The organism is Deinococcus sp. JMULE3 (assembly GCF_013337115.1).
Taxonomy (GTDB): domain Bacteria; phylum Deinococcota; class Deinococci; order Deinococcales; family Deinococcaceae; genus Deinococcus.
Genome location: NZ_SGWE01000004.1, coordinates 2,809,631 through 2,827,661, shown reverse-complemented (window position 1 = coordinate 2,827,661; position 18,031 = coordinate 2,809,631). Strand labels below are relative to the sequence as shown.

At 68.9% G+C, this 18,031-nt stretch carries 15 protein-coding genes; 9 read left to right on the top strand and 6 right to left on the bottom strand.

What is annotated here, in order from left to right; translation table 11 throughout:
• Window positions 1-11 precede the first annotated feature (11 nt).
• The gene (gene ftsH / locus EXW95_RS16565; protein WP_174368378.1) at window positions 12-1,841 is read left to right on the top strand and encodes an ATP-dependent zinc metalloprotease FtsH; all 1,830 of its coding nucleotides are present in this window, start codon (window positions 12-14) and stop codon (window positions 1,839-1,841) included.
• Between the two features lie 565 nt (window positions 1,842-2,406).
• On the opposite strand, the gene EXW95_RS16560 is transcribed toward ftsH, so the two are convergent.
• A complete protein-coding gene (locus EXW95_RS16560) occupies window positions 2,407-5,535 on the bottom strand; it encodes a transcription-repair coupling factor (protein ID WP_174368377.1) in 3,129 nt (1,042 codons plus the stop codon).
• A gap of 62 nt (window positions 5,536-5,597) precedes the next feature.
• Entirely contained in the window at window positions 5,598-5,969 is a 372-nt protein-coding gene (locus tag EXW95_RS16555; protein WP_174368376.1) for an MliC family protein, read from the bottom strand.
• A gap of 73 nt (window positions 5,970-6,042) precedes the next feature.
• Between EXW95_RS16555 and EXW95_RS16550 the strand changes: the two genes are divergently transcribed.
• Window positions 6,043-6,699, top strand: coding sequence for a DUF1345 domain-containing protein (locus EXW95_RS16550; protein ID WP_174368375.1), 657 nt, complete (start codon window positions 6,043-6,045; stop codon window positions 6,697-6,699).
• A gap of 20 nt (window positions 6,700-6,719) precedes the next feature.
• On the top strand, window positions 6,720-7,259 hold the full coding sequence (locus EXW95_RS16545) for a hypothetical protein (RefSeq protein WP_174368374.1): 540 nt from the start codon (window positions 6,720-6,722) through the stop codon (window positions 7,257-7,259).
• Between the two features lie 7 nt (window positions 7,260-7,266).
• Here the strand turns inward: EXW95_RS16545 and EXW95_RS16540 are convergent, their stop codons facing one another.
• The 3 genes from EXW95_RS16540 to EXW95_RS16530 all read right to left on the bottom strand — a co-directional run bounded on the left by EXW95_RS16540 (window position 7,267) and on the right by EXW95_RS16530 (window position 11,155).
• The gene (locus EXW95_RS16540) at window positions 7,267-8,061 is read right to left on the bottom strand and encodes a xanthine dehydrogenase family protein subunit M (RefSeq protein ID WP_174368373.1); all 795 of its coding nucleotides are present in this window, start codon (window positions 8,059-8,061) and stop codon (window positions 7,267-7,269) included.
• A gap of 91 nt (window positions 8,062-8,152) precedes the next feature.
• On the bottom strand, window positions 8,153-10,543 hold the full coding sequence (locus EXW95_RS16535; protein ID WP_174368372.1) for a xanthine dehydrogenase family protein molybdopterin-binding subunit: 2,391 nt from the start codon (window positions 10,541-10,543) through the stop codon (window positions 8,153-8,155).
• A 126-nt stretch (window positions 10,544-10,669) separates the two neighbouring features.
• Window positions 10,670-11,155 carry a (2Fe-2S)-binding protein gene (locus tag EXW95_RS16530; RefSeq protein WP_174368371.1) on the bottom strand — a complete coding sequence of 162 codons (486 nt, stop codon included), beginning with the start codon at window positions 11,153-11,155 and terminating at the stop codon, window positions 10,670-10,672.
• 220 nt (window positions 11,156-11,375) lie between these two features.
• Between EXW95_RS16530 and EXW95_RS16525 the strand changes: the two genes are divergently transcribed.
• The 6 genes from EXW95_RS16525 to EXW95_RS16500 all read left to right on the top strand — a co-directional run bounded on the left by EXW95_RS16525 (window position 11,376) and on the right by EXW95_RS16500 (window position 17,561).
• A complete protein-coding gene (locus tag EXW95_RS16525) occupies window positions 11,376-12,641 on the top strand; it encodes a GAF domain-containing protein (protein WP_174368370.1) in 1,266 nt (421 codons plus the stop codon).
• A gap of 81 nt (window positions 12,642-12,722) precedes the next feature.
• Window positions 12,723-14,030, top strand: a complete 1,308-nt coding sequence (locus EXW95_RS16520; protein WP_254605659.1) for an MFS transporter — start codon at window positions 12,723-12,725, stop codon at window positions 14,028-14,030.
• A 145-nt stretch (window positions 14,031-14,175) separates the two neighbouring features.
• The gene (locus EXW95_RS16515) at window positions 14,176-15,315 is read left to right on the top strand and encodes an NAD(P)/FAD-dependent oxidoreductase (RefSeq protein ID WP_174368369.1); all 1,140 of its coding nucleotides are present in this window, start codon (window positions 14,176-14,178) and stop codon (window positions 15,313-15,315) included.
• 127 nt (window positions 15,316-15,442) lie between these two features.
• Window positions 15,443-15,916, top strand: a complete 474-nt coding sequence (locus tag EXW95_RS16510) for a hypothetical protein (protein WP_174368368.1) — start codon at window positions 15,443-15,445, stop codon at window positions 15,914-15,916.
• A gap of 185 nt (window positions 15,917-16,101) precedes the next feature.
• A complete protein-coding gene (locus tag EXW95_RS16505; RefSeq protein ID WP_119672495.1) occupies window positions 16,102-16,431 on the top strand; it encodes a PadR family transcriptional regulator in 330 nt (109 codons plus the stop codon).
• Window positions 16,428-17,561 carry a permease prefix domain 1-containing protein gene (locus EXW95_RS16500; RefSeq protein ID WP_174368367.1) on the top strand — a complete coding sequence of 378 codons (1,134 nt, stop codon included), beginning with the start codon at window positions 16,428-16,430 and terminating at the stop codon, window positions 17,559-17,561. Before EXW95_RS16505 ends, EXW95_RS16500 begins: the two co-directional genes overlap by 4 nt.
• Here EXW95_RS16500 and EXW95_RS16495 read toward each other — a convergent pair.
• Window positions 17,558-18,019 (bottom strand): TlpA family protein disulfide reductase, encoded by a 462-nt coding sequence (locus EXW95_RS16495; protein WP_174368366.1) that lies wholly within the window; start codon window positions 18,017-18,019, stop codon window positions 17,558-17,560. The genes EXW95_RS16500 and EXW95_RS16495 overlap by 4 nt on opposite strands.
• Between the last annotated feature and the right edge of the window lie 12 nt (window positions 18,020-18,031).

Genomic DNA, 18,031 nt, shown 5'->3' with positions numbered 1-18,031 from the left:
TAGGATGCAGCATGCGTCCCACACGCCCGCTGCCGCTGCTCCTGCTGGCCCTGCTCGGCGCGTCGCTCGCGCTGCCCGCCCGGCCCGCCCAGGACGGACCGTACACCACCAACCGCTTCTTCGCGGACCTGAGCGGCGGACAGGTGACGCGCGTCACGCTGAACAGCGCCGGACTGGCGAACGTCACCCTGAGCGACGCGGGCGGCCTGCGCGTCCGCTCGCTGGTCGTCCCGCCGGACGGCGCCACCCTGAAACGCATCCGCGCCGCCAGCGTCCCCCTGACCGTCACCGGCGGCGGCAGCACCCTGGGCTGGCTGGGGCAACTGCTGCCCCTGGTGCTGACCGGCCTGATCCTCGTGGTGCTGTGGCGGTCCATGCGCGGCGCGCAGGGCGGCGCCAACCCCACGAACTTCGGGCGGTCACGGGCGGCGGTGATCAGCGAAGGGCAGATCAAACTCACCTTCGGCGACGTCGCCGGCTGCGACGAGGCCAAAGCCGACCTTCAGGAAGTCGTCGACTTCCTCCGCCACCCCGACCGCTACCACCAGCTCGGCGCCCGCATCCCCCACGGTGTGCTCCTCGTCGGCCCCCCAGGCAGCGGCAAGACCCTCCTCGCCAAAGCCGTCGCTGGCGAGGCCCGCGTACCTTACTTCAGCATCAGCGGCTCAGACTTCGTCGAGATGTTCGTCGGCGTCGGCGCCGCCCGCGTCCGCGACCTCTTCGAACAGGCCCGCAAGAACGCCCCCTGCATCGTCTTCATCGACGAGATCGACGCCGTCGGTAGAAAACGCGGCGTCAACATGCAGGGCGGCAACGACGAACGCGAACAGACTTTAAATCAGCTCCTCGTCGAGATGGACGGCTTCGGCAGCGGGCAGGAGGTCATCATCCTGGCCGCCACCAACCGCCCCGACGTCCTCGACGCCGCGCTGCTACGCCCGGGACGCTTCGACCGGCAGGTCGTCGTGGACGCCCCCGACGTGCGGGGCCGCGAGATGATCCTGCGCATCCACGCGCGCAAGAAACCCCTGGACACCAGCGTGGACCTGAGCGTGATCGCCCGGCGCACCGCCGGGATGGTCGGCGCGGACCTCGAAAACCTGCTGAACGAGGCCGCCCTGCTCGCCGCACGGTCCGGGCGGACACGCATCACGATGCGGGATGTCGATGAAGCGCGGGACCGGGTGCTGATGGGCCCGGAGCGGCGCAGCATGGTCGTCCGCGAAGCCGACCGCAAGGTCACCGCCTACCACGAAGTCGGCCACGCCCTCGCCGCCCAGCTCCTCCCGCACGCCAACCGCGTCGCGAAACTCACCGTCGTCCCACGCGGCCGCGCCGCCGGCTACATGATGCCCGACGCCGACGACCGCCTCCACATCACCCGCCCCGCCCTCGAAGACATGATCGCCGTCGCCCTCGCCGGACGCGCCGCCGAAGACATCATCTTCCACGAAATCACCACCGGCGCACAAAACGACTTCCAGCAGGCCACCACCATCGCCCGCCGCATGGTCACCGAATGGGGCATGAGCGACCACATCGGCAAAATCGCCCACGCCACCGACCAGGGCACCTACCTCGGCGGCGGCCCCCAACTCCTCCCCATGAGCGAACACACCGCCGCCCAGATCGACCACGAAATCAAAACCCTCATCGACGCCGCCTACACCCGCGCCACCACACTCATCGGCGAACACCTGGGCCGCGTCCACGAGATCGTCAGCGTCCTCCTCACCCGCGAAACCCTCACCGGAGAGGAATTCGCCGCGCTCCTCAACGGCGAAACGCTCGAACCGCTGCCACCCGCAGCGCCCAGCACGCCGCCCAGCCTCGCGGGGTGAGGTCGTAACAAGCCTGTTCGGCAGTGACGTCGTTGGGCTGCGCCTGCGGCGGGCCTCCCCACCCCCCAGCCCCCTACCCCAGGGGGGCAGGGGGAGCGGTCGCTGCGCTCGGCAGGTATTTCTCTGGCGTTTCTGATGGGCAACTGGCGGGTTCGGCCACGTATGGGGCTGCATGCCTCCGAACTCGCCGCGTGCGCCCCGCACGCTGCGCGCACGACGGGCTCGTCTGCCACGACAGTTATGGGGCCAGCCAACTTGGTGCGTGCCGGAAGGTTCTACTTTTTTCAGCTTCTGCCAAAGCGGTCTTTTGAAAGTCGATCAGCGGGTCGCTTCAGGTTGCCCTGCCCCTGACCGCAGACCACCACCGGCCGTCGTGCGCGAAGCGCGCGGGCCTGCGAGGGGGGCGGCAGGATGGCGTCGAAGCCGGACCCGTCACCGCCCATCACAATCACGCCGCACGAGTAAAAACTCTTGCCCAGTGCAACGTAAGCCCCCCCTGCCCCTCTGGGGTAGGGGGCTGGGGGGTGGGGAGGCCCGCCGCCAGGCGCCCCACTCCCAACTTCATTTACCCGAAGTACCCGAGCAGATCAATCAGCGTGCGCGCGTAATCGTTGGGTTTCAGCCCGCGTTTGTCGAGTTTCACGCTGGGCGGGAACGTGACGACTTCGGTCTTGTAGGGGAAGGCGCGTAGGCCGTGGGCGTCGTAGTCGAGGCTTTTGTAGGCGAAGGTGATCTGGATCTGGGTCATGGTTTCGCCGATGCTGAGGACGCGGCGGGCGGCGGCAGTGAGGCGGAGTTTGGCGAGGTCGATGAAGTTCTGCACTTCGGGGGTGGGGGGGCCGTATTTTTTGCGGAGGTCGCGTTCGACGCGGCTGATGGCCTGGAGGGTGCGGCTGTCGCTGAGGCGTCCGTAGGTGGCGATGCGGGCTTCCTCGTCGTTCTCGAAATATTCAGGGGACAGGCGGGCGTCGATGGGGAGGTCGATGCTGATGGTGGCGGGCGCTTCGATCTTTTCGCCTTTGAGTTTGGCGACGGCTTCGGCGAGGAGTTCGGTGTACACGTCGATGCTGACGGCCTGGACGTGGCCGTGTTGTTCTTCGCCGAGGATGTTGCCGACGCCGCGGATTTCCATGTCTTTCTCGGCGAGGAGGTGGCCTGAGCCGAGGTCCTGGAGGTCGGCGATGGCCCAGAGGCGCCTCTGGGCGTTCTCGGTCATGCGTGGGGGGTAGAACAGGTACGCGTAGGCGGTCTGGGCGCGGCGGCCGACGCGTCCGCGCAGCTGGTAGAGCTGGGCGAGGCCCAGGCGGTCGCTGCGTTCGATCAGGATGGTGTTCGCTTCGGGGATGTCCAGGCCGGTTTCGACGATGGTGGTGGCGAGCAGCACGTCGAAGGCGCCCTGCTCGAAGCCGAGCATGATTTCTTCGAGTTCTTCCTCGTTCATGCGGCCGTGGGCGACGCCGATGCGGGCTTCGGGGACGAGGTTACGCAGGTACAGGCTGCGCGCGCCGATGCTGGCGATGCGGTCGTGGATGTAGAAGACCTTGCCGCCGCGTTCGATCTCGCTGAGGATCGCGTCGCGGACGGTGATGGGATCGAACGGGGCGAGGACCGTCTGGATGGGTTTGCGGCCCTTGGGTGGGGTCTGGATGGAGCTCATGTCGCGCAGGCCGACCATGCTCATGTAGAGGGTGCGGGGGATGGGTGTGGCGGACAGGGCGAGGGTGTCGACGGCGCGGGCGTCCTCGGGGATGTCGAGTTTGCCGTCCTTGGGGACTTCCGGGAGGCCGCGGAGGGCGCGGAGTTTTTCCTTCTGGCCGACGCCGAAGCGGTGTTCCTCGTCGACGATGATCAGGCCCAGGTCGCGGAATTGCACGTCGCCGCTCAGGAGGCGGTGCGTGCCGATCAGGATGTCCACCTTGCCGGCGGCGGCGTCCGCGAGGATGCTGCGCGCCTGCTGCGGCGTCGTGAAGCGCGACAGGCCCTCCACCCGCACCGGCATGCCCTTGAAGCGTTCCACAAATGTGCTGGTGTGCTGCTCGGCCAGCAGCGTGGTGGGCACGAGGACCGCGACCTGCTTGCCGTGCCCGACGACGCGGTGCGCGGCGCGCAGGGCCACCTCGGTCTTCCCGAAGCCCACGTCGCCCGAGATCAGGCGGTCGGCGGGGTTGGCTTTCTCCAGGTCGCGCATGGTTTCTTTCAGGGCGGTTTTCTGGTCGGCGGTCAGTTCGAAACTGAAGTTCTTCTCGATCTGGTCGTCCCAGTCGGGTTGCGCGGGGAAGGCGTTGCCGGGCGTGACCTGCCGCGCGGCGTACTGCACCAGAAGTTTCGCGGCGACGGCCTCGGCGTTCTTGCGGGCCTTCTCCTTGGCTTTCGCCCAGTCCTTCTTGTCGAAGGAACTTAAGCTGGGTGGGTCGTCGGTGGTGCCGGGGTGGCGGCGCAGGACCGGGAGTTGCTCGATGGGCACGCTCAGGCGCGCGCCGCCGCGGTACGTGAGGTTCAGGTAGTCGCGCGTGACGCCCAGCACCTTGCGGGTCTCCAGGCCCTCGAACTGCCCGATGCCGTGCTCGGGGTGGATCAAGTAGTCCCCGACGTGCAGGCCCAGCGCGTCCGTGACGGGCTTGCCGCTGAGGCGTTTACCCCGCAGGGCGCTGCCGCCCTGGAAGCCGTAGATGAGGTCCTCGGTCAGGACGACGGTCTTATGTTCGGGGATGACGAAGCCGCCCTCCCCTGCCGCGCGCAGGAAGCCCAGGCCACCCTCGGGCACGCGGGGGATCTTCAGCCAGGGGATCTCGTGGGTGTTCAGCAGCTTGTCAGCGAGGTACGCGGCAGTGCGGTCGTGCCGCACGAGGATCATCACGCGGTAGTTCGCCTCGCGCCACTCGTTCACGTCTCGTTCCAGGTCGCTCAGGCGCGCCCGGTAGAACGGGAGGGTGGTCAGGCCGGTATCCAGGTCCGGCAGGTCCAGCGGGGTGCGGCCGAAGCTCGTCACCTCACGCCCGGCCAGTTTCGGCCAGAAGGTGTCGATCAGGACGCCCAGCGCCGAGGCGTAGAACTCCGGCGAGTCCAGGAACACCCGGCCCGGCAGCAGATCCAGGCGGGTGGCGTCCCACTTCACCTCCGTCAGGTAGTCGGCGGTGGGTTCCAGCGTGAAGCTCTGCGCCTTCTCGCCCGTCAGCGCGCCGGGCTTCAGGAAGCGCAGGGTGTCCAGTTCGTCCCCGAAGAACTCCGCGCGGACCCACAGTCCCTCCTCGGCCTCGGCAGGCAGACCCGACCCGGCCGACAGGCGCAGTTCCAGCGTGTCGCCCTGAATCTCGAAACCCGGCTCTTCTCCCCTTTCATAGCCGAGGCGTTCCAGGCGCGAGAGCAGCACCTCACGCGGGTAGCTGGCCCCCACCTTTAGGGTCAGGGCGTGGTCCTCCGGGCGGGACGGGAACAGGTCCAGCGCGGTGTTCACGTCCAGCACCACGTGCTCGTGCCGGGCGTCCCAGTCGCGCAGGCCGGGGTTCACGCTGACCGGCGCGCCCAGCACCCCGGCCGTGGCGTAACTGCCCAGCCGGTCGGGGGTGGTCAGCAGCACGGCCGGGCCGGGGAACGCCGCGAACAGCGCCGCGCGCGCCACCTGCGGGAGCAGCAGCAGGTTTCCGGGCGGGGCGGCGGGCAGCAGTTTCGACAGGTTCGGCGCAGCAACAGTCACCGGAAGAGTTTACGCGCCCCCACGAGACAACACCGAGAGCGAAAAGACTTACCGAAGGGCGGTCAGCGTCCGGTGGTCTTGCAGCCGGTCAGGAGGGTTTTCGTGGTGGTGGTGCTGTTCCCGGTGAAGGTGCTGAGTTCCGCCGTGCCCTGGTGTTCCCACCATTGCAGGCCGCCGCGCGCTCCGGCGGGGCCGCTGAGGCTGGCGTAGCGGGCGCCGCTGGCGCTGATGGCCTGCGCCAGTCCGTGCCGCTGGCCCTTCCAGTCGAGCATGGCGAACATGGGCTGGTCGCCGAACTGCACGTAGTACACCTTGAGGTTCTGCCCGCCGGCGCAGGCGTACTGGTACACGCGGTAGTTGACCTGCACGGGGGGTGTGGCGGCGTGCGCGGTGCCGAGGATCAGGGTGGCGAGGGTCAGGGTCAGTCGGTTCATGGTGTTCACGGTAGCCAGCGGGCATGAACGCTTCACGAGCGTGCGATGACAGGGCCCGGTGTAGGCTCGCCGCATGACCATGATTTCCCGGCGGCCCCCACCTGCCGCGCGTCGTCTCCTGATCGGCCTGGGAGTGGGGTTGGTGGCCGGGCTGCTCACCCCGGCCACCTGGCCGCCGGAGGCACGCCTCCTGCTGGGCTGGGTGGCGTTCACGCTGACGGTCATGGCGCAGTTGTGGCCTCTGATGATGACGGCTGGGCCTGCACGGACGCGGGAGCTGGCGACGCGGGAGGACGACAGCCGGGCGGTGGCGGGCACGTTGACGACGTCGGCGGCGCTGGTGAGTCTGATCGGGGTGATGTTCCTGCTGTCCGACGCGCACGACGCCAGGGGCACTCGCGAGGTGCTGCTGACGCTGCTGGCGGTGGGGACGGTGGCGGGCAGCTGGCTGCTGGTGCAGACCGAGTACGCGCTGCATTACGCGCGGCTGTACTACCGCGACGGGCGCGGCATCCTGTTCCCGCACGGGGACGGGAATCTGGAGGAGCCGACGTACTGGGATTTCGCGTACCTGAGCGTCACGATCGGCATGACGTATCAGGTGAGCGACACGAACCTGAACACCCGCGCGATGCGGCGCCTGCTGCTGGGGCACGCACTGCTGTCATTCGTGTTCGGCACGGTGATCATCGCGGTGACGATCAACGGCGTGGCGGGCCTGATCCAGTAGCCGGGGCGTACAGTCGGTGCATGTGGCCAGTCCTGCTCAGCGGTCTGCTCGTCGCGGCTCCTCTGTCCGTCACCCGGACGCCGGTCCTGCTGGAGGGTGCCCGTTCGGCGGCCACCGTTCCGGCGGAGGGGGGTGGGGTGATCGTGCGGATCGACAGTGAACTGGACGTGCTCCTGTCGGGCGACCGTGGGCAGGTGACGCGGGTGGTGCTGGCGTTCAACACGCAGAGTCCGTCGTATCCGTACGCGCTGCCGGACCTGGGCAGTCGCCTGGGCCGACTGGCGCGCGAGTACGCCACGCGTTGTTTCGGGTTGGCCGCCGGGGACCGGAAGGTGCTGGGCGAGCGGATCTGGCAGGCGCTGAGGAACCCGGACACGGACTTCCCGGAGGTCTGGTCGTACGGTCCGCTGACCGTCGAGCTCTCGGCGCTGGTCGAGGGTGGGTACTCCCGCACGCTGGGGGATTCCGGGGTGGTAGACGTTCCGCCGGACGTGAGTGTGCGCGTGGTTCTGGAACGGCCAGCGGCACCCGGCTGGGTGCCCGGGTGCCGCTGGCCCTGAATCGGGTTTACCCGAGTCGTTCGGTGGCGCGGGCGGCGAGGACGTCCACGAGGTGCGCGCGGTACTCGGCGCTGGCGAAGCGGTCGCCGAGCAGGTCGCCCGCGTCGACCAGTCCGGTGGGGACGGCCTGGGAGCCGTTCACGGCGTCTTCCAGTTTGTTCAGGCGGTGGGCTTTCTCGGCGGCGCCGGTGTACGCGGCGCGGACCCTCCCGTCGGCGTGCCGGACGACGGCGACGCCCACGACGGCGTAGTGGCTGGCAGGGTGGCGGAACTTCTCGTACGCGCTCGCCTGCGTGGTCGCGGGGACGCGGATGTGGGTCAGGAGTTCGCCGGGCTGCACGGCGCTCTCGAACATGCCCTGGAACATGTCGTCGGCGTGGACGGTGCGTTCACCGTCGGGGCCGCGGATGACGAACTCCACGCCCAGCGCCAGGGCGGCGGCGGGGTAGTCGGCGCTGGGGTCGGCGTGCGCCAGACTGCCGCCGATGGTGCCGCGGTTGCGGACCATCGGGTCGCCGACCCAGCCCGCCACCTCAGGGAACAGGGGGAGGTCGCTGCGCAGCACGTCCGCGTGGGTGGTCATCGCGCCCACCACGAACCAGTCGCCGTCACGGGTGATGCCCTTCATCTCCTGGATACCCCAGATGTCCAGCAGGGCCGGCGGTTGCGCCAGACGGAGTTTCATGGCGGGCAGCAGGCTGTGCCCCCCCGCGATCACTTTCAGGTCCGGGTTCCCGGCCAGGGCGGCGATGGCCTGATCGACACTCTCGGCCTTCTGATACTCGAAATTGGCTGGATACATGAATCCCTCCGGGATGGGGTTGATGGTTGAAAGGTGACCGTTGATGGAGAAGGGACGGTCTATCGACCATCAACCTTCACCCATCAACGTTTCAGTCGTCGGCGGCCTGGGGCTGGCTGGCCCGCGCGTCTTTCAGGGCGCGCCAGACCTTCTCGGCGGTGTAGGGCATGTCGAGGTGCGCGATGCCCGCCTCGTGCCACAGGGCGTCCATGACGGCGTTGGCGACGGCGGCGGTGCTGGCGATGGTTCCGGCCTCGCCGATGCCCTTGACGCCCAGGGGGTTGTGGGGGCTGGGGGTGACGGTGTGGCCGTGCTGGATGAACGGCAGGTCGTCCGCGCGGGGCATGGCGTACTCCATGTACGTTCCGGCGAGCAGGTTGCCGTCCTCGTCGTACGCGGCTTCTTCCAGCAGTGCCTGGCCCATGCCCTGGGCGACGCCGCCGTGCACCTGTCCCTCGGCGATCAGGGGGTTGATGAGGGGGCCGCAGTCGTCCACGCTGCCGTAGTCGCGCAGTTTCACGTGCCCGGTGTCCGTGTCGATTTCCACGACGGCGATGTGCGTCCCGAAGGGGTACACGAAGTTCTTCGGGTCGTAGAACGCGGTCGCTTCCAGGCCGGGTTCCAGGTCGGCCGGGTAGTTGTGCGCGAGGTGGGCCATCAGGGCGATGTCGAAGAAGGTCTTGCTCTTGTCGGGAGCGCCCTTGATGCGGAAGGTGCCGCCCTCGTGCTCGATGTCGTCCTCGCTGGCTTCCAGCAGGTGCGCGGCGATCTTCTTCATCTTCGTGGTGATCTTTTGCAGGGCCATCTTCAGGGCGCTGCCGCCCACCGCGGCCGAGCGGCTGCCGTAGGTGCCCCAGCCGTAGGGCATGCGGCCGGTGTCCCCGTGGATGAGTTCGATGTCCTCGATGGGAATCTGGAGTTCGTCGGCGGCGATCTGCGGGAACGCCGTCTCGTGGCCCTGCCCGTGGCTGTGGCTGCCGGTGTACAGTTCGACCTTCCCGGTGGGGTGCACGCGCACGAGGCTGGATTCCCACTGTCCGGCCTGCGCGCCGAGCATGCCGACCAGGGCGCTGGGGGCCAGTCCGCAGGCTTCCAGGAAGGAGATCAGGCCCACGCCGAGGATCTTCTTCCCGCCTTTCATGCGGGCCTGTTCCTCGCGCAGGGCCGAGTAGTTCATCATCTGCATGGCCTGATCCAGCGCCGGTTCGTAGTCGCCGCTGTCGTACACGAGCGCCACGGGCGTCTGGTAGGGGAACTCGTCGGGGCCGATGAAGTTCTTGCGGCGCAGTTCGGCGGGGTCCATGTTCAGTTCGTGGGCGGCCATGTCCACGATCCGCTCGATGAGGTACGTGGCCTCCGGGCGGCCCGCGCCGCGGTACGCGTCGACGGGAACGGTGTTCGTCATGACGCCCGTGACCTTGGCGTGAATGGCGGGCATCTTGTACACGCCGTTGAGCAGCGTGCCGTACAGGTACGTGGGCACGGCGGGTGCGAACAGCGTCTGGTACGCGCCGAGGTTCGCCAGGGTGTTCACGCGGAAGCCGAGGATCATGCCGTCGTCACTGACGGCCAGTTCGGCTTCGGTGTCGTGGTCGCGGCCCTGCGCGTCGCTGACGAACGCCTCGCTGCGCCGCGCGGTCCACTTGACGGGGCGGCCGATCAGGCGCGCGGCGAGCAGCACGATGACCTCTTCCTGGTACTGGAAGATCTTCGTGCCGAAGCCGCCGCCCACGTCGGGGCTGATCACGCGCAGTTTGTGTTCGGGGATGCTCATCACGAACGCCGCGATGATCAGGCGGTGAATGTGGGGGTTCTGGCTGGTGGTGTACAGCAGGTAGTCGCCGCCCGCCGGGGTGAACTGCGCGAGGCTGCTGCGCGGCTCGATGGGGTTGGCGACCAGCCGGTGGTTGCGGAGCTTCACGCTGACCTTGCGGGCCGCGCCGTTGAAGGCCTCGTTCGTGGCGGCCTCGTCCCCGATCTCCCAGCGGAAGGCGACGTTGCCCGGCACGTCGTCGTGTACGAGGGGCGCGCCGTCGGCGACGGCGGCGTGGGTGGTCGCCACGGCAGGAAGGGCCTCGTAGTCGACTTCCAGCGCGGCGGCGGCGTCCTCGGCCTGCGCGCGCGTCTCGGCGATCACGACCGCCACGATGTCCCCGACGTGGTTCGCTTCCGTCAGGGCGATGGCGGGGTGGGCGGGGGTCTTGAGTTCCGGCAGCAGCCACCCGACCGGGATGCTGCCCAGGCCCGCGTCCGCGACGTCCTGACCGGTCAGCACGCGGATCACACCCGGCATGTCCTTCACGGAGTCGGTGTTGATGCCCGTGATCTTCGCGTGCGCGTAGGGGCTGCGGACCATCGCGGCGTGCACCATGCCGTGCAGGACCATGTCGTCGGTGTAGTTGCCGGTGCCCGTGATGAAGCGCGGGTCTTCCTTGCGCTTGAGGGCCTGTCCGAAGTACTTCTCGGTCCGGGTGTCGCTCATGGGGTGATGCCTCCCTGGGAGTGCGCTGTGGGCTCTGAGCCGTGTGCTATGAGCTGTGGGCTGTGAGGAAGCGGCGCGTGGGCTCAGAGCTCAGAGCTCAGGGCTCAGAGCTCATCGCCCCCGGCCTCAATCGTCGGCGGCCTGACTGGAGCCCTGCATGGCACTCGCGGCGTGTTGCACGGCCTTGACGATGTTGTGGTACCCGGTGCAGCGGCAGTAGTTGCCTTCGAGGTGGTGGCGGATCTGGTCCTCGGTGGGGTTGGGGGTGTGCTTCAGGAGTTCGGCGGAGCTCATGATCATGCCGGGCGTGCAGAAGCCGCACTGCAGGCCGTGTTCCTCCCAGAAGCCGGTCTGGAGGGGGTGCAGGTCGCCGGGCGTGCCGATGCCCTCGATGGTGGTGACGTCCATGCCCTGGGCCTGCACGGCGAGGACGGTGCAGCTCTTGACGGCGTCGCCGTTCAGGTGGACGGTGCACGCGCCGCACTGGCTGGTGTCGCAGCCGACGTGCGTGCCGGTCAGGCCGAGGTCCTCGCGGAGGAAGTGAACGAGGAGCGTTCTGGGCTCCACGTCACGGGTGTAGGTCTTGCCGTTCACTTGCAGGGTGACGTTCATGCGTGCCTCCCACGGGCTGGGGTGGAGTGCGCTGGTTCAGGGGTGAACCGCCGAGTTGTCTGACCTTCACCATCTAAACACACCAAGGTTGGAATCAGGTGCGGACTCCCGGAGGTGCTAGCGTGGGGGCATCAGAATGCAGTGGGGTCCGCCGGGGCCGGGCGGGACCGTTTCGGAGAGTCGGGCCGTTTCGAGGGGCCGTGTGGAGGTTCGGGGCGTGATGAATGACCGCTTGTCGCTGGAACGTCAGCAGCTGATCCGCGCGTGGGGCGGCTTCGTGCACCGCCGCGCGCCGGAGGTCCGGCCTGACGTCCCTGGGGCTGACCTTGCTGGGCCTGACACGGCTGGGCCTGACACGACCGGGCCGACCGTGACCCCGGAGGTCGCGGCGTCCTGGGCGCGTTCGGCGCTGACGGTGTCGCCGGAACGGGTGTGCGCGCCGGTCCTGAGCGAAACGGACGTGCGGCACGCGTGGCGGGAGAGTGCGCTGGAGTACGGCATGCGCGGCCTGATTCCGGAACTGACCCGCCTGGCGGAGGACGCGGACCTGATCGTCGCGGTGGGGGACGTGGACGGCACGCTGCTGTGGACGCAGGGCAGTGAACGCATGACGGCCCTGGCGCGGCGCGTGAACTTCGTGCCGGGCGGACAGTGGGGCGAGGGCACCGTCGGCACGAACGCGCTGGCACTGTCCCTGCGGACGCGGCGGCCCGTGCGGGTGTTCAGCGCGGAGCACTACGTGCAGACCGTGCACGACTGGGTGTGTTACTCCAGTCCGATCCGCGATCCGGGGTCGGGGGCGCTGCTGGGCGTGCTGGACCTCAGCAGCACCTGGGAGCACAGCACGCCGCTGGGCCTGGCGAGCGCGCGGCACTACGCGGCGCAGATCGAACAGGCGATCGGGGGCCGCCCGCACGGCGCGGCGGACGCACTGAGCCTGTCGTTCTGCGGGTCGCCGCGCGTGACGCTGGGGGGGAGGCGGCTGCACCTCACGCCCCGGCAGCATGAACTGCTGGGCGTGCTGGCCCTGAATCCGGGCGGGCTGAGCCTGGACGCGCTGCACGCGCACGTGTACGGGGATCAGCCGGTCAGCCTGAGCACCCTGAAGTCCGAGGTGAGTACGCTGCGGGCGCTGCTGGGCGGGCAGATCGCGTCCCGCCCGTACCGGCTGAGCGTGCCCGTCACGCTGGACGCGCAGCGCATCGAGGAACACCTGCTGGCCGGGCGGGCCGCGCAGGCGGCGGAGCTGTTCGACGGGCCGCTGCTCCCGAACTCGGCGTCGCCGCTGCTGACGTACTGGCGGGAGTACCTGGGCGCGGCGGTGCAGGCGGCGGTGTGCCGCAGTGGCGACCCGGACCTGCTGTGGCGCTACGCGTCCCGTTTCGACGACCCGGAGTGCCTGGACGTGCTGGACGACCTGCTGCCCGCCGGGGACCCGCGCCGCCCGGTCGTGCGGGCGCGCCGCGCCGCGCTGGACGCCTTCTGATCAGACGCCTTCTGATCAGGCGTCGCGTAGGGTGAGGGGCACGCGATGCCCTCCCCTGCCCCATTGCCTGATGCTGGCCCTATGACCGATCCTGCGCCGCCCGCCCTGCCGCCTGCGGCGCGCCTGTCCCCGACGGCGGCGCTGATCCTGCTGGCGTGCAGCGTGGTGCTGGGCATGAGTCCGTGGTTCAGTGCGGCGGCCGCGCTGCCGCAACTGCGGGAGGGCTGGGGCCTGAACGCGTTCCAGGGGTCGTGGCTGACGCTGGCGGTGCAGCTGGGGTTCGTGGTGGGCGCGGTGCTGAGTGCGCTGCTGAATCTGGCGGACCGGGTGCAGCCGCGCGTGCTGATCGCGCTGGGGGCGCTGCTGGCGGCGGGGGCGAACGCGGCGCTGCTGCTCAGTCCGGGCCTGTGGGGGGCGCTGCTGGCCCGCGCGGGGGTGGGGGCAGCGCTGGCGCTGGTGTACCCTCCGGCGCTGCGGGCCATGAGTGCGTATTTCACGCGGGGGCGGGGGCTGGCGCTGGGGGTCATGGTGGGCGCGCTGACGCTGGGGTCGGCCAGTCCGCATCTGGTGAATGGGCTGGGCGGCGCGGACTGGCGGGTGGTGGTGGGCGTGACGAGCGCCCTGGCGGCGCTGGGTGGGCTGCTGGCGCTGCCGGTCGGGCCAGGACCGTTCGCGGGGGCCGCCCCGGCGTTCCGGCCGGCGCAGGCGTGGCGGGTGCTGTCGGCGCGTGGTCCGGCGCTGGCGACGCTGGGGTACCTGGGGCACATGTGGGAGCTGTACGCCATGTGGACGTGGTTCGCGCTGTTCTTCAGCGGGGTGCTGACCGGGGCGGGGCAGCCGGACGCGGTGCGGGGCGCGGCGCTGGCGACGTTCGGCGTGGTCGGGGTGGGCGCGCTGGGCTGCGTGGTGGGGGGCGTGCTGGGGGACCGCTGGGGCCGCACGCGCCTGACGGAGCTGTCCATGTGGCTGTCGGGCGGCGCGGCGCTGGTCCTGGCGGGGCTGCTGCTGTGGGGGTCGCCGCCCCCGGGGGTGGTGCTGGCGCTGAGTGTGTTCTGGGGGTTCTGGATCATCGCGGACAGCGCGCAGTTCAGCACGGTCATGAGTGAGATCGCCGAGCCGGGCTACGCGGGTACGGCGATGACGGCGCAGCTGGCGCTGGGGTTCACGTTGACGGCGGTGACGATCGCGCTGGTGCCGCTGCTGCTGCCGCGGCTGGGGTGGGGGGGTTGTTCGCGCTGTGGGCGGTGGGGCCGCTGCTGGGGGCGCTGGCGATGCGGGCGCTGCGCGGGTCGCCGGACGCGGCGCGGATCGCGGGGGGCCGTGGGTGAGGGGGGCGGGCTGACGTCCCGGTTCCCTGACCGGGCGGAGATGAACGGTCTCGCTAGATGAGACGGCACTGTGTGGGCGCGTTCAGGTGTATTTGGTGTAACATGTACACTGTTGCCGTGTGGAGGTCCCCGACCCCCAGCGGTGTTTGCGTGCCGGTGGGAGCCCTCCCAGCCGACTCGTGAATTCGTTCACAGGAGAAAGAGAAATGAAGACCCTCATCCTTGGTGCTGGTTACTCCGGCCTTGCTGTCGCCACCAAAATGAAGCCCGCCCCGGGCCTCGAAGCCCTGATGGTGGAGCAGAACGCCTACCACACCTTCGAAACCCGCCTCCACGAAGCGGCGGCCCACAACACCCCCGTCACCCTGCCCCTGGCGCCCCTGCTGCGCGGCACCGGCGTGAACCTCGAACAGGCGCAGGTCGAAGCCGTCAACCTGGACGACAAGGAAGTCAAACTCAAGGACGGCCGCGTCCTCACGTACGACACCCTGGTCGTCGGCCTGGGCAGCGTCACGAACTTCTACCGCATCCCCGGCCTGGCCGAGAACGCCTCTGAACTCAAGCAGCTCAGCGACGCCGACGAGATCTTCAACTTCGTCAACCGCGCCTACACCACCGAGTACCAGGGCAACCGCGACATCGTCGTGGGCGGCGCGGGCCTCACCGGCGTGGAACTCGTCACCGAACTCGCCCAGCGCGCCCAGCTCCTGACCAAGGAACGCGGCCTGCCCCCCTTCAACATCTACCTCGTGGAAGCCGGACCCAAGATCCTCCCGATCCTGGACGACGCCCTGCGCGCCAAGGCCCAGAAGACCCTCGAGGAATACGGCATTCACATCCTCGTCGGGCACCGCATCACGCAGGCCACCGCCGACACCGTCACCGTGCAGACCGCCGACGGCCAGCAGAAGACCATCAGCGCCGGGAAGATCATCTGGACCGGCGGCATCCAGGCGCGCGACATCGTCAGCGGCAGCAAACTGGAAAAAGGCCCCGGCGGCCGCATCGCCGTGGACGACAAACTGCGCGCCAAGGGCTACCCCGAAGTGTTCGTGATCGGCGACATGGGCCTCGCGCTGAACCAGGAAGGCAAACCCGTGCCCACCACCGCCCAGCACGCCGGGCAGCAGGGCCGCCTGACCGGGAAGAACATCATGCGTCTCGTGCGCGGCGAGGAACCCGAAGCGTACGAACCCACCACCCTGGGCGAGTTCGTCAGCCTGGGCGGCCTGATGGCCGTCGGCTGGATGAAACTCCCCTGGAACCAGAAGCTCGCCATCACCGGCGGCATCGCGCACGTCATGAAACGCGCGAGCGAATGGCGCTGGCGCATCAGCATCGACTGAACCCCGCCCCGTCCGAGAAGACCCCCGAGCCCCACGCGGCGCCGGGGGTCTTCCGCGCTGTAGGCCCTCTGGCCTATCCACCGCACCTGCGGTCTCCGGCTGTTTCCCTGGCCTCTACACTCGGGTCATGCGCCTTCCCCTCCTGCTGATCCTGGCCCTGCCCGCCGCGCTGGCCTCCTGCAGCGGCATGTTCGAGAAACACAACGCCGACCGCGCCGAGCAACTGAAGATCGACAACGCCCTGTACTTCCGCACGCAGTGCATCCAGGCACTGGAACGCGCCCGCGCCACCGCCACGCCCCAGCAGCTGCCCGCCGGACTGAACGGCCAGCCCTGCACGTCCCCGCTGCTGGGCGACTACTCGCTCAGCCAGGAGATGGGCGACACGATCAAGAGCAGCGTCATCACCCTGGACCCGGAACGCCTGAGCGACTACACCATCACCGTGACCAGCCTGAACGGCAAGACGTTCAGCTACGTGGACCGCGGCGACGCCGAAGCGGCCGCCGAGCAGGACGGCACCTACACCGAAACGGCCCCCGACGTCGTCAGCGAGGACACCGACACCAGCACCCTGAACGTCGACCAGCAGACGCCCTGACCCTCGATTCGCTCCTGGCCCTAGCTCACCGACCCCGGTGCTGGGGCTTTCCTGTGGCCAGACTACATAGGCAGACTGAGCTTGACAACCAGCTAACCAAGACAGACTATGTAGGCAGACATAGCTATGCAGGGGCCGCAACCACGCGGGACGCCACGCGGCCGACGCCCCACCCCGGAGCACCCATGAACCCAGACCTGCTGCGCGGCAACCTCGACCTGATCCTCCTGACCCTCCTCGAACAGCAACCCCTGTACGGCTTCGCGATCATCCAGGCCGCCCGCGACCGCACCGGCGGGTACTTCGACTTCAAGGAAGGCAGCCTCTACCCCGCCCTGCACCGCCTGGAAGCCGAAGGACTGCTCGCCGCGCAGCACGGCGAAACGGGCCGCAACGGCAAACCCCGCAAGTACTACGCCATCACCGACCGGGGCCGCGACACCCTGAACGCCAAACGGCAGGAATTCGCCGCCTTCACCGGCGCCGTGAACCAGCTCGGCGGGACCGGCGCGTGACCACCGCCGCCCACACCACCCCCCGCGCCCTGACCGCGTACCTGACCCGCGCCACCTGGGGCCTCCCAGAAGCGCGCCGCCAGGAACTCTGGGACGAACTCGAAGAACACATCCTGACACGCGCCGACCACCTGATCCTCAGCGGCCTCACCCCCACTCAGGCCACCGCCCAGGCCATCCGTGAACTCGGGCCACCCACCCGCGTGACCCTGGGCATGGCACAGGTGTACACCATGCCAAAACTCATCCTGACCGCCGCAACCCTCGCCCTCGGCATCAGCGCCGGACTGTACGCCCTGGCAGGGGGCAGCCAATCGCTGATTCTCCCCGTACAGACTGAACGACCCGTGAAACCCACCTGCGTGCGAGGCACTGTTCCCGAACATGTCAGCATTGTCAGCGCACGGGACGGCGTGACCTGCTTCACCTACACCGGCCCCACTGTCCCCGGCGCTTACCTGTCATTCTCGTCCCTGCGCAGCGCCGTCACCGCTGCCGGAGGGCAGGTCACCCAACTGGACGGCAGCGGCGTGCGGGTCAAGCTACCCGCCAGTCAATTCAAGCTGCCCAGCAGTTTCACCGCGCAGAACGAACGCTACTTCCTGGCCGCCGCCGTCGCCAGTGAAATCATGGCCGTCTACCCAGACGCTCACCTCAGCGGGTTCGCGCAGCCCACCATCCAGTTCGGAGGTCAGCGTCTGACCTTCGGACAGCGCACACAGACCATCGGGACGGCGTTCTATGGCGGCCTGAGCCTGGAACTGCTGAGCAGTCTTCTATCCCCCCCATCCGGCGCCACCGAATTCACCCTGCGAAGCAGCGGGCAGGAAACCGGTCCCCACCAGCACCGTGTACTGACCACGCTGCCAGCCGGTGAAGTGGTGATGCTGGTGCGCCGCGGGGCCGGAAGCAACTACACGTTCAGTGTGCAGCCCGTCGCGACAGACCGGGCGATCACTCTGTCTTCCAGTGCCTCCCGCCTGCGCTTCGTGACGGACCCCGCCCAGCTCGGACCAGACCCTGTCAATGGTCACCAGACAGCCCTGCTGGTGCGCCTGAGTAACATTCCCCTGAACGACCTGCAGTCCGGCATCTTCGTGCCCGCCCAGGCGACGTCCGACGCCCGTTAGGTCTGATCCTCTGCGCCGCGCCCGGTCCATTCTTCCAGGAGGTACTGGAGTCTGGTCTGGGCGTTGTCCTGGCTGCCGTACACGCTGCGGATGAGGTCTCCGCCGGGCGCGAAGGCGAGCCAGTGGGGGGTGCCTTCGGTGTGCCAGTCGCGGGCGAGGGTGCCGGTGAGGTCGAGGGCGACGGGGAACGGGAGTTTCGCGTAGTCCTGCGCGAATTTTTTCAGGGTGGGTTCCACGTCCTCTCTGGGGAGTGTTCGGTGGCCGTGGCTGGTGTGCACGGCGAGGAGGTGAACGGCGTCGCCGAACTCGGCGTGCAGGCGTTTCAGGAACGGGATGCCGCGTGAGACGCAGCCGGGGCATTCAAGGTTGAAGGTCATGACGAGGCCGGGCCGCGTCCACGCCTGTGGTGGGGGGAGGGGGTCGCCGTGGACGAAGTCGGTGGGGGCGGGCCATTCCATGCAGGCAGGGTA

What these genes read in the sequence shown, in the direction of transcription:
- EXW95_RS16505 (WP_119672495.1), top strand. Translation starts at nt 16,102, where the DNA reads ATGAACCCAGACCTGCTGCGCGGCAACCTCGACCTGATCCTCCTGACC.
- EXW95_RS16520 (WP_254605659.1), top strand. Translation starts at nt 12,723, where the DNA reads ATGACCGATCCTGCGCCGCCCGCCCTGCCGCCTGCGGCGCGCCTGTCC.
- EXW95_RS16540 (WP_174368373.1), bottom strand. Translation starts at nt 8,061, where the DNA reads ATGTATCCAGCCAATTTCGAGTATCAGAAGGCCGAGAGTGTCGATCAG.
- EXW95_RS16495 (WP_174368366.1), bottom strand. Translation starts at nt 18,019, where the DNA reads ATGGAATGGCCCGCCCCCACCGACTTCGTCCACGGCGACCCCCTCCCC.
- EXW95_RS16530 (WP_174368371.1), bottom strand. Translation starts at nt 11,155, where the DNA reads ATGAACGTCACCCTGCAAGTGAACGGCAAGACCTACACCCGTGACGTG.
- EXW95_RS16555 (WP_174368376.1), bottom strand. Translation starts at nt 5,969, where the DNA reads ATGAACCGACTGACCCTGACCCTCGCCACCCTGATCCTCGGCACCGCG.
- ftsH (WP_174368378.1), top strand. Translation starts at nt 12, where the DNA reads ATGCGTCCCACACGCCCGCTGCCGCTGCTCCTGCTGGCCCTGCTCGGC.
- EXW95_RS16545 (WP_174368374.1), top strand. Translation starts at nt 6,720, where the DNA reads ATGTGGCCAGTCCTGCTCAGCGGTCTGCTCGTCGCGGCTCCTCTGTCC.
- EXW95_RS16535 (WP_174368372.1), bottom strand. Translation starts at nt 10,543, where the DNA reads ATGAGCGACACCCGGACCGAGAAGTACTTCGGACAGGCCCTCAAGCGC.
- EXW95_RS16550 (WP_174368375.1), top strand. Translation starts at nt 6,043, where the DNA reads ATGACCATGATTTCCCGGCGGCCCCCACCTGCCGCGCGTCGTCTCCTG.
- EXW95_RS16510 (WP_174368368.1), top strand. Translation starts at nt 15,443, where the DNA reads ATGCGCCTTCCCCTCCTGCTGATCCTGGCCCTGCCCGCCGCGCTGGCC.
- EXW95_RS16525 (WP_174368370.1), top strand. Translation starts at nt 11,376, where the DNA reads ATGAATGACCGCTTGTCGCTGGAACGTCAGCAGCTGATCCGCGCGTGG.
- EXW95_RS16515 (WP_174368369.1), top strand. Translation starts at nt 14,176, where the DNA reads ATGAAGACCCTCATCCTTGGTGCTGGTTACTCCGGCCTTGCTGTCGCC.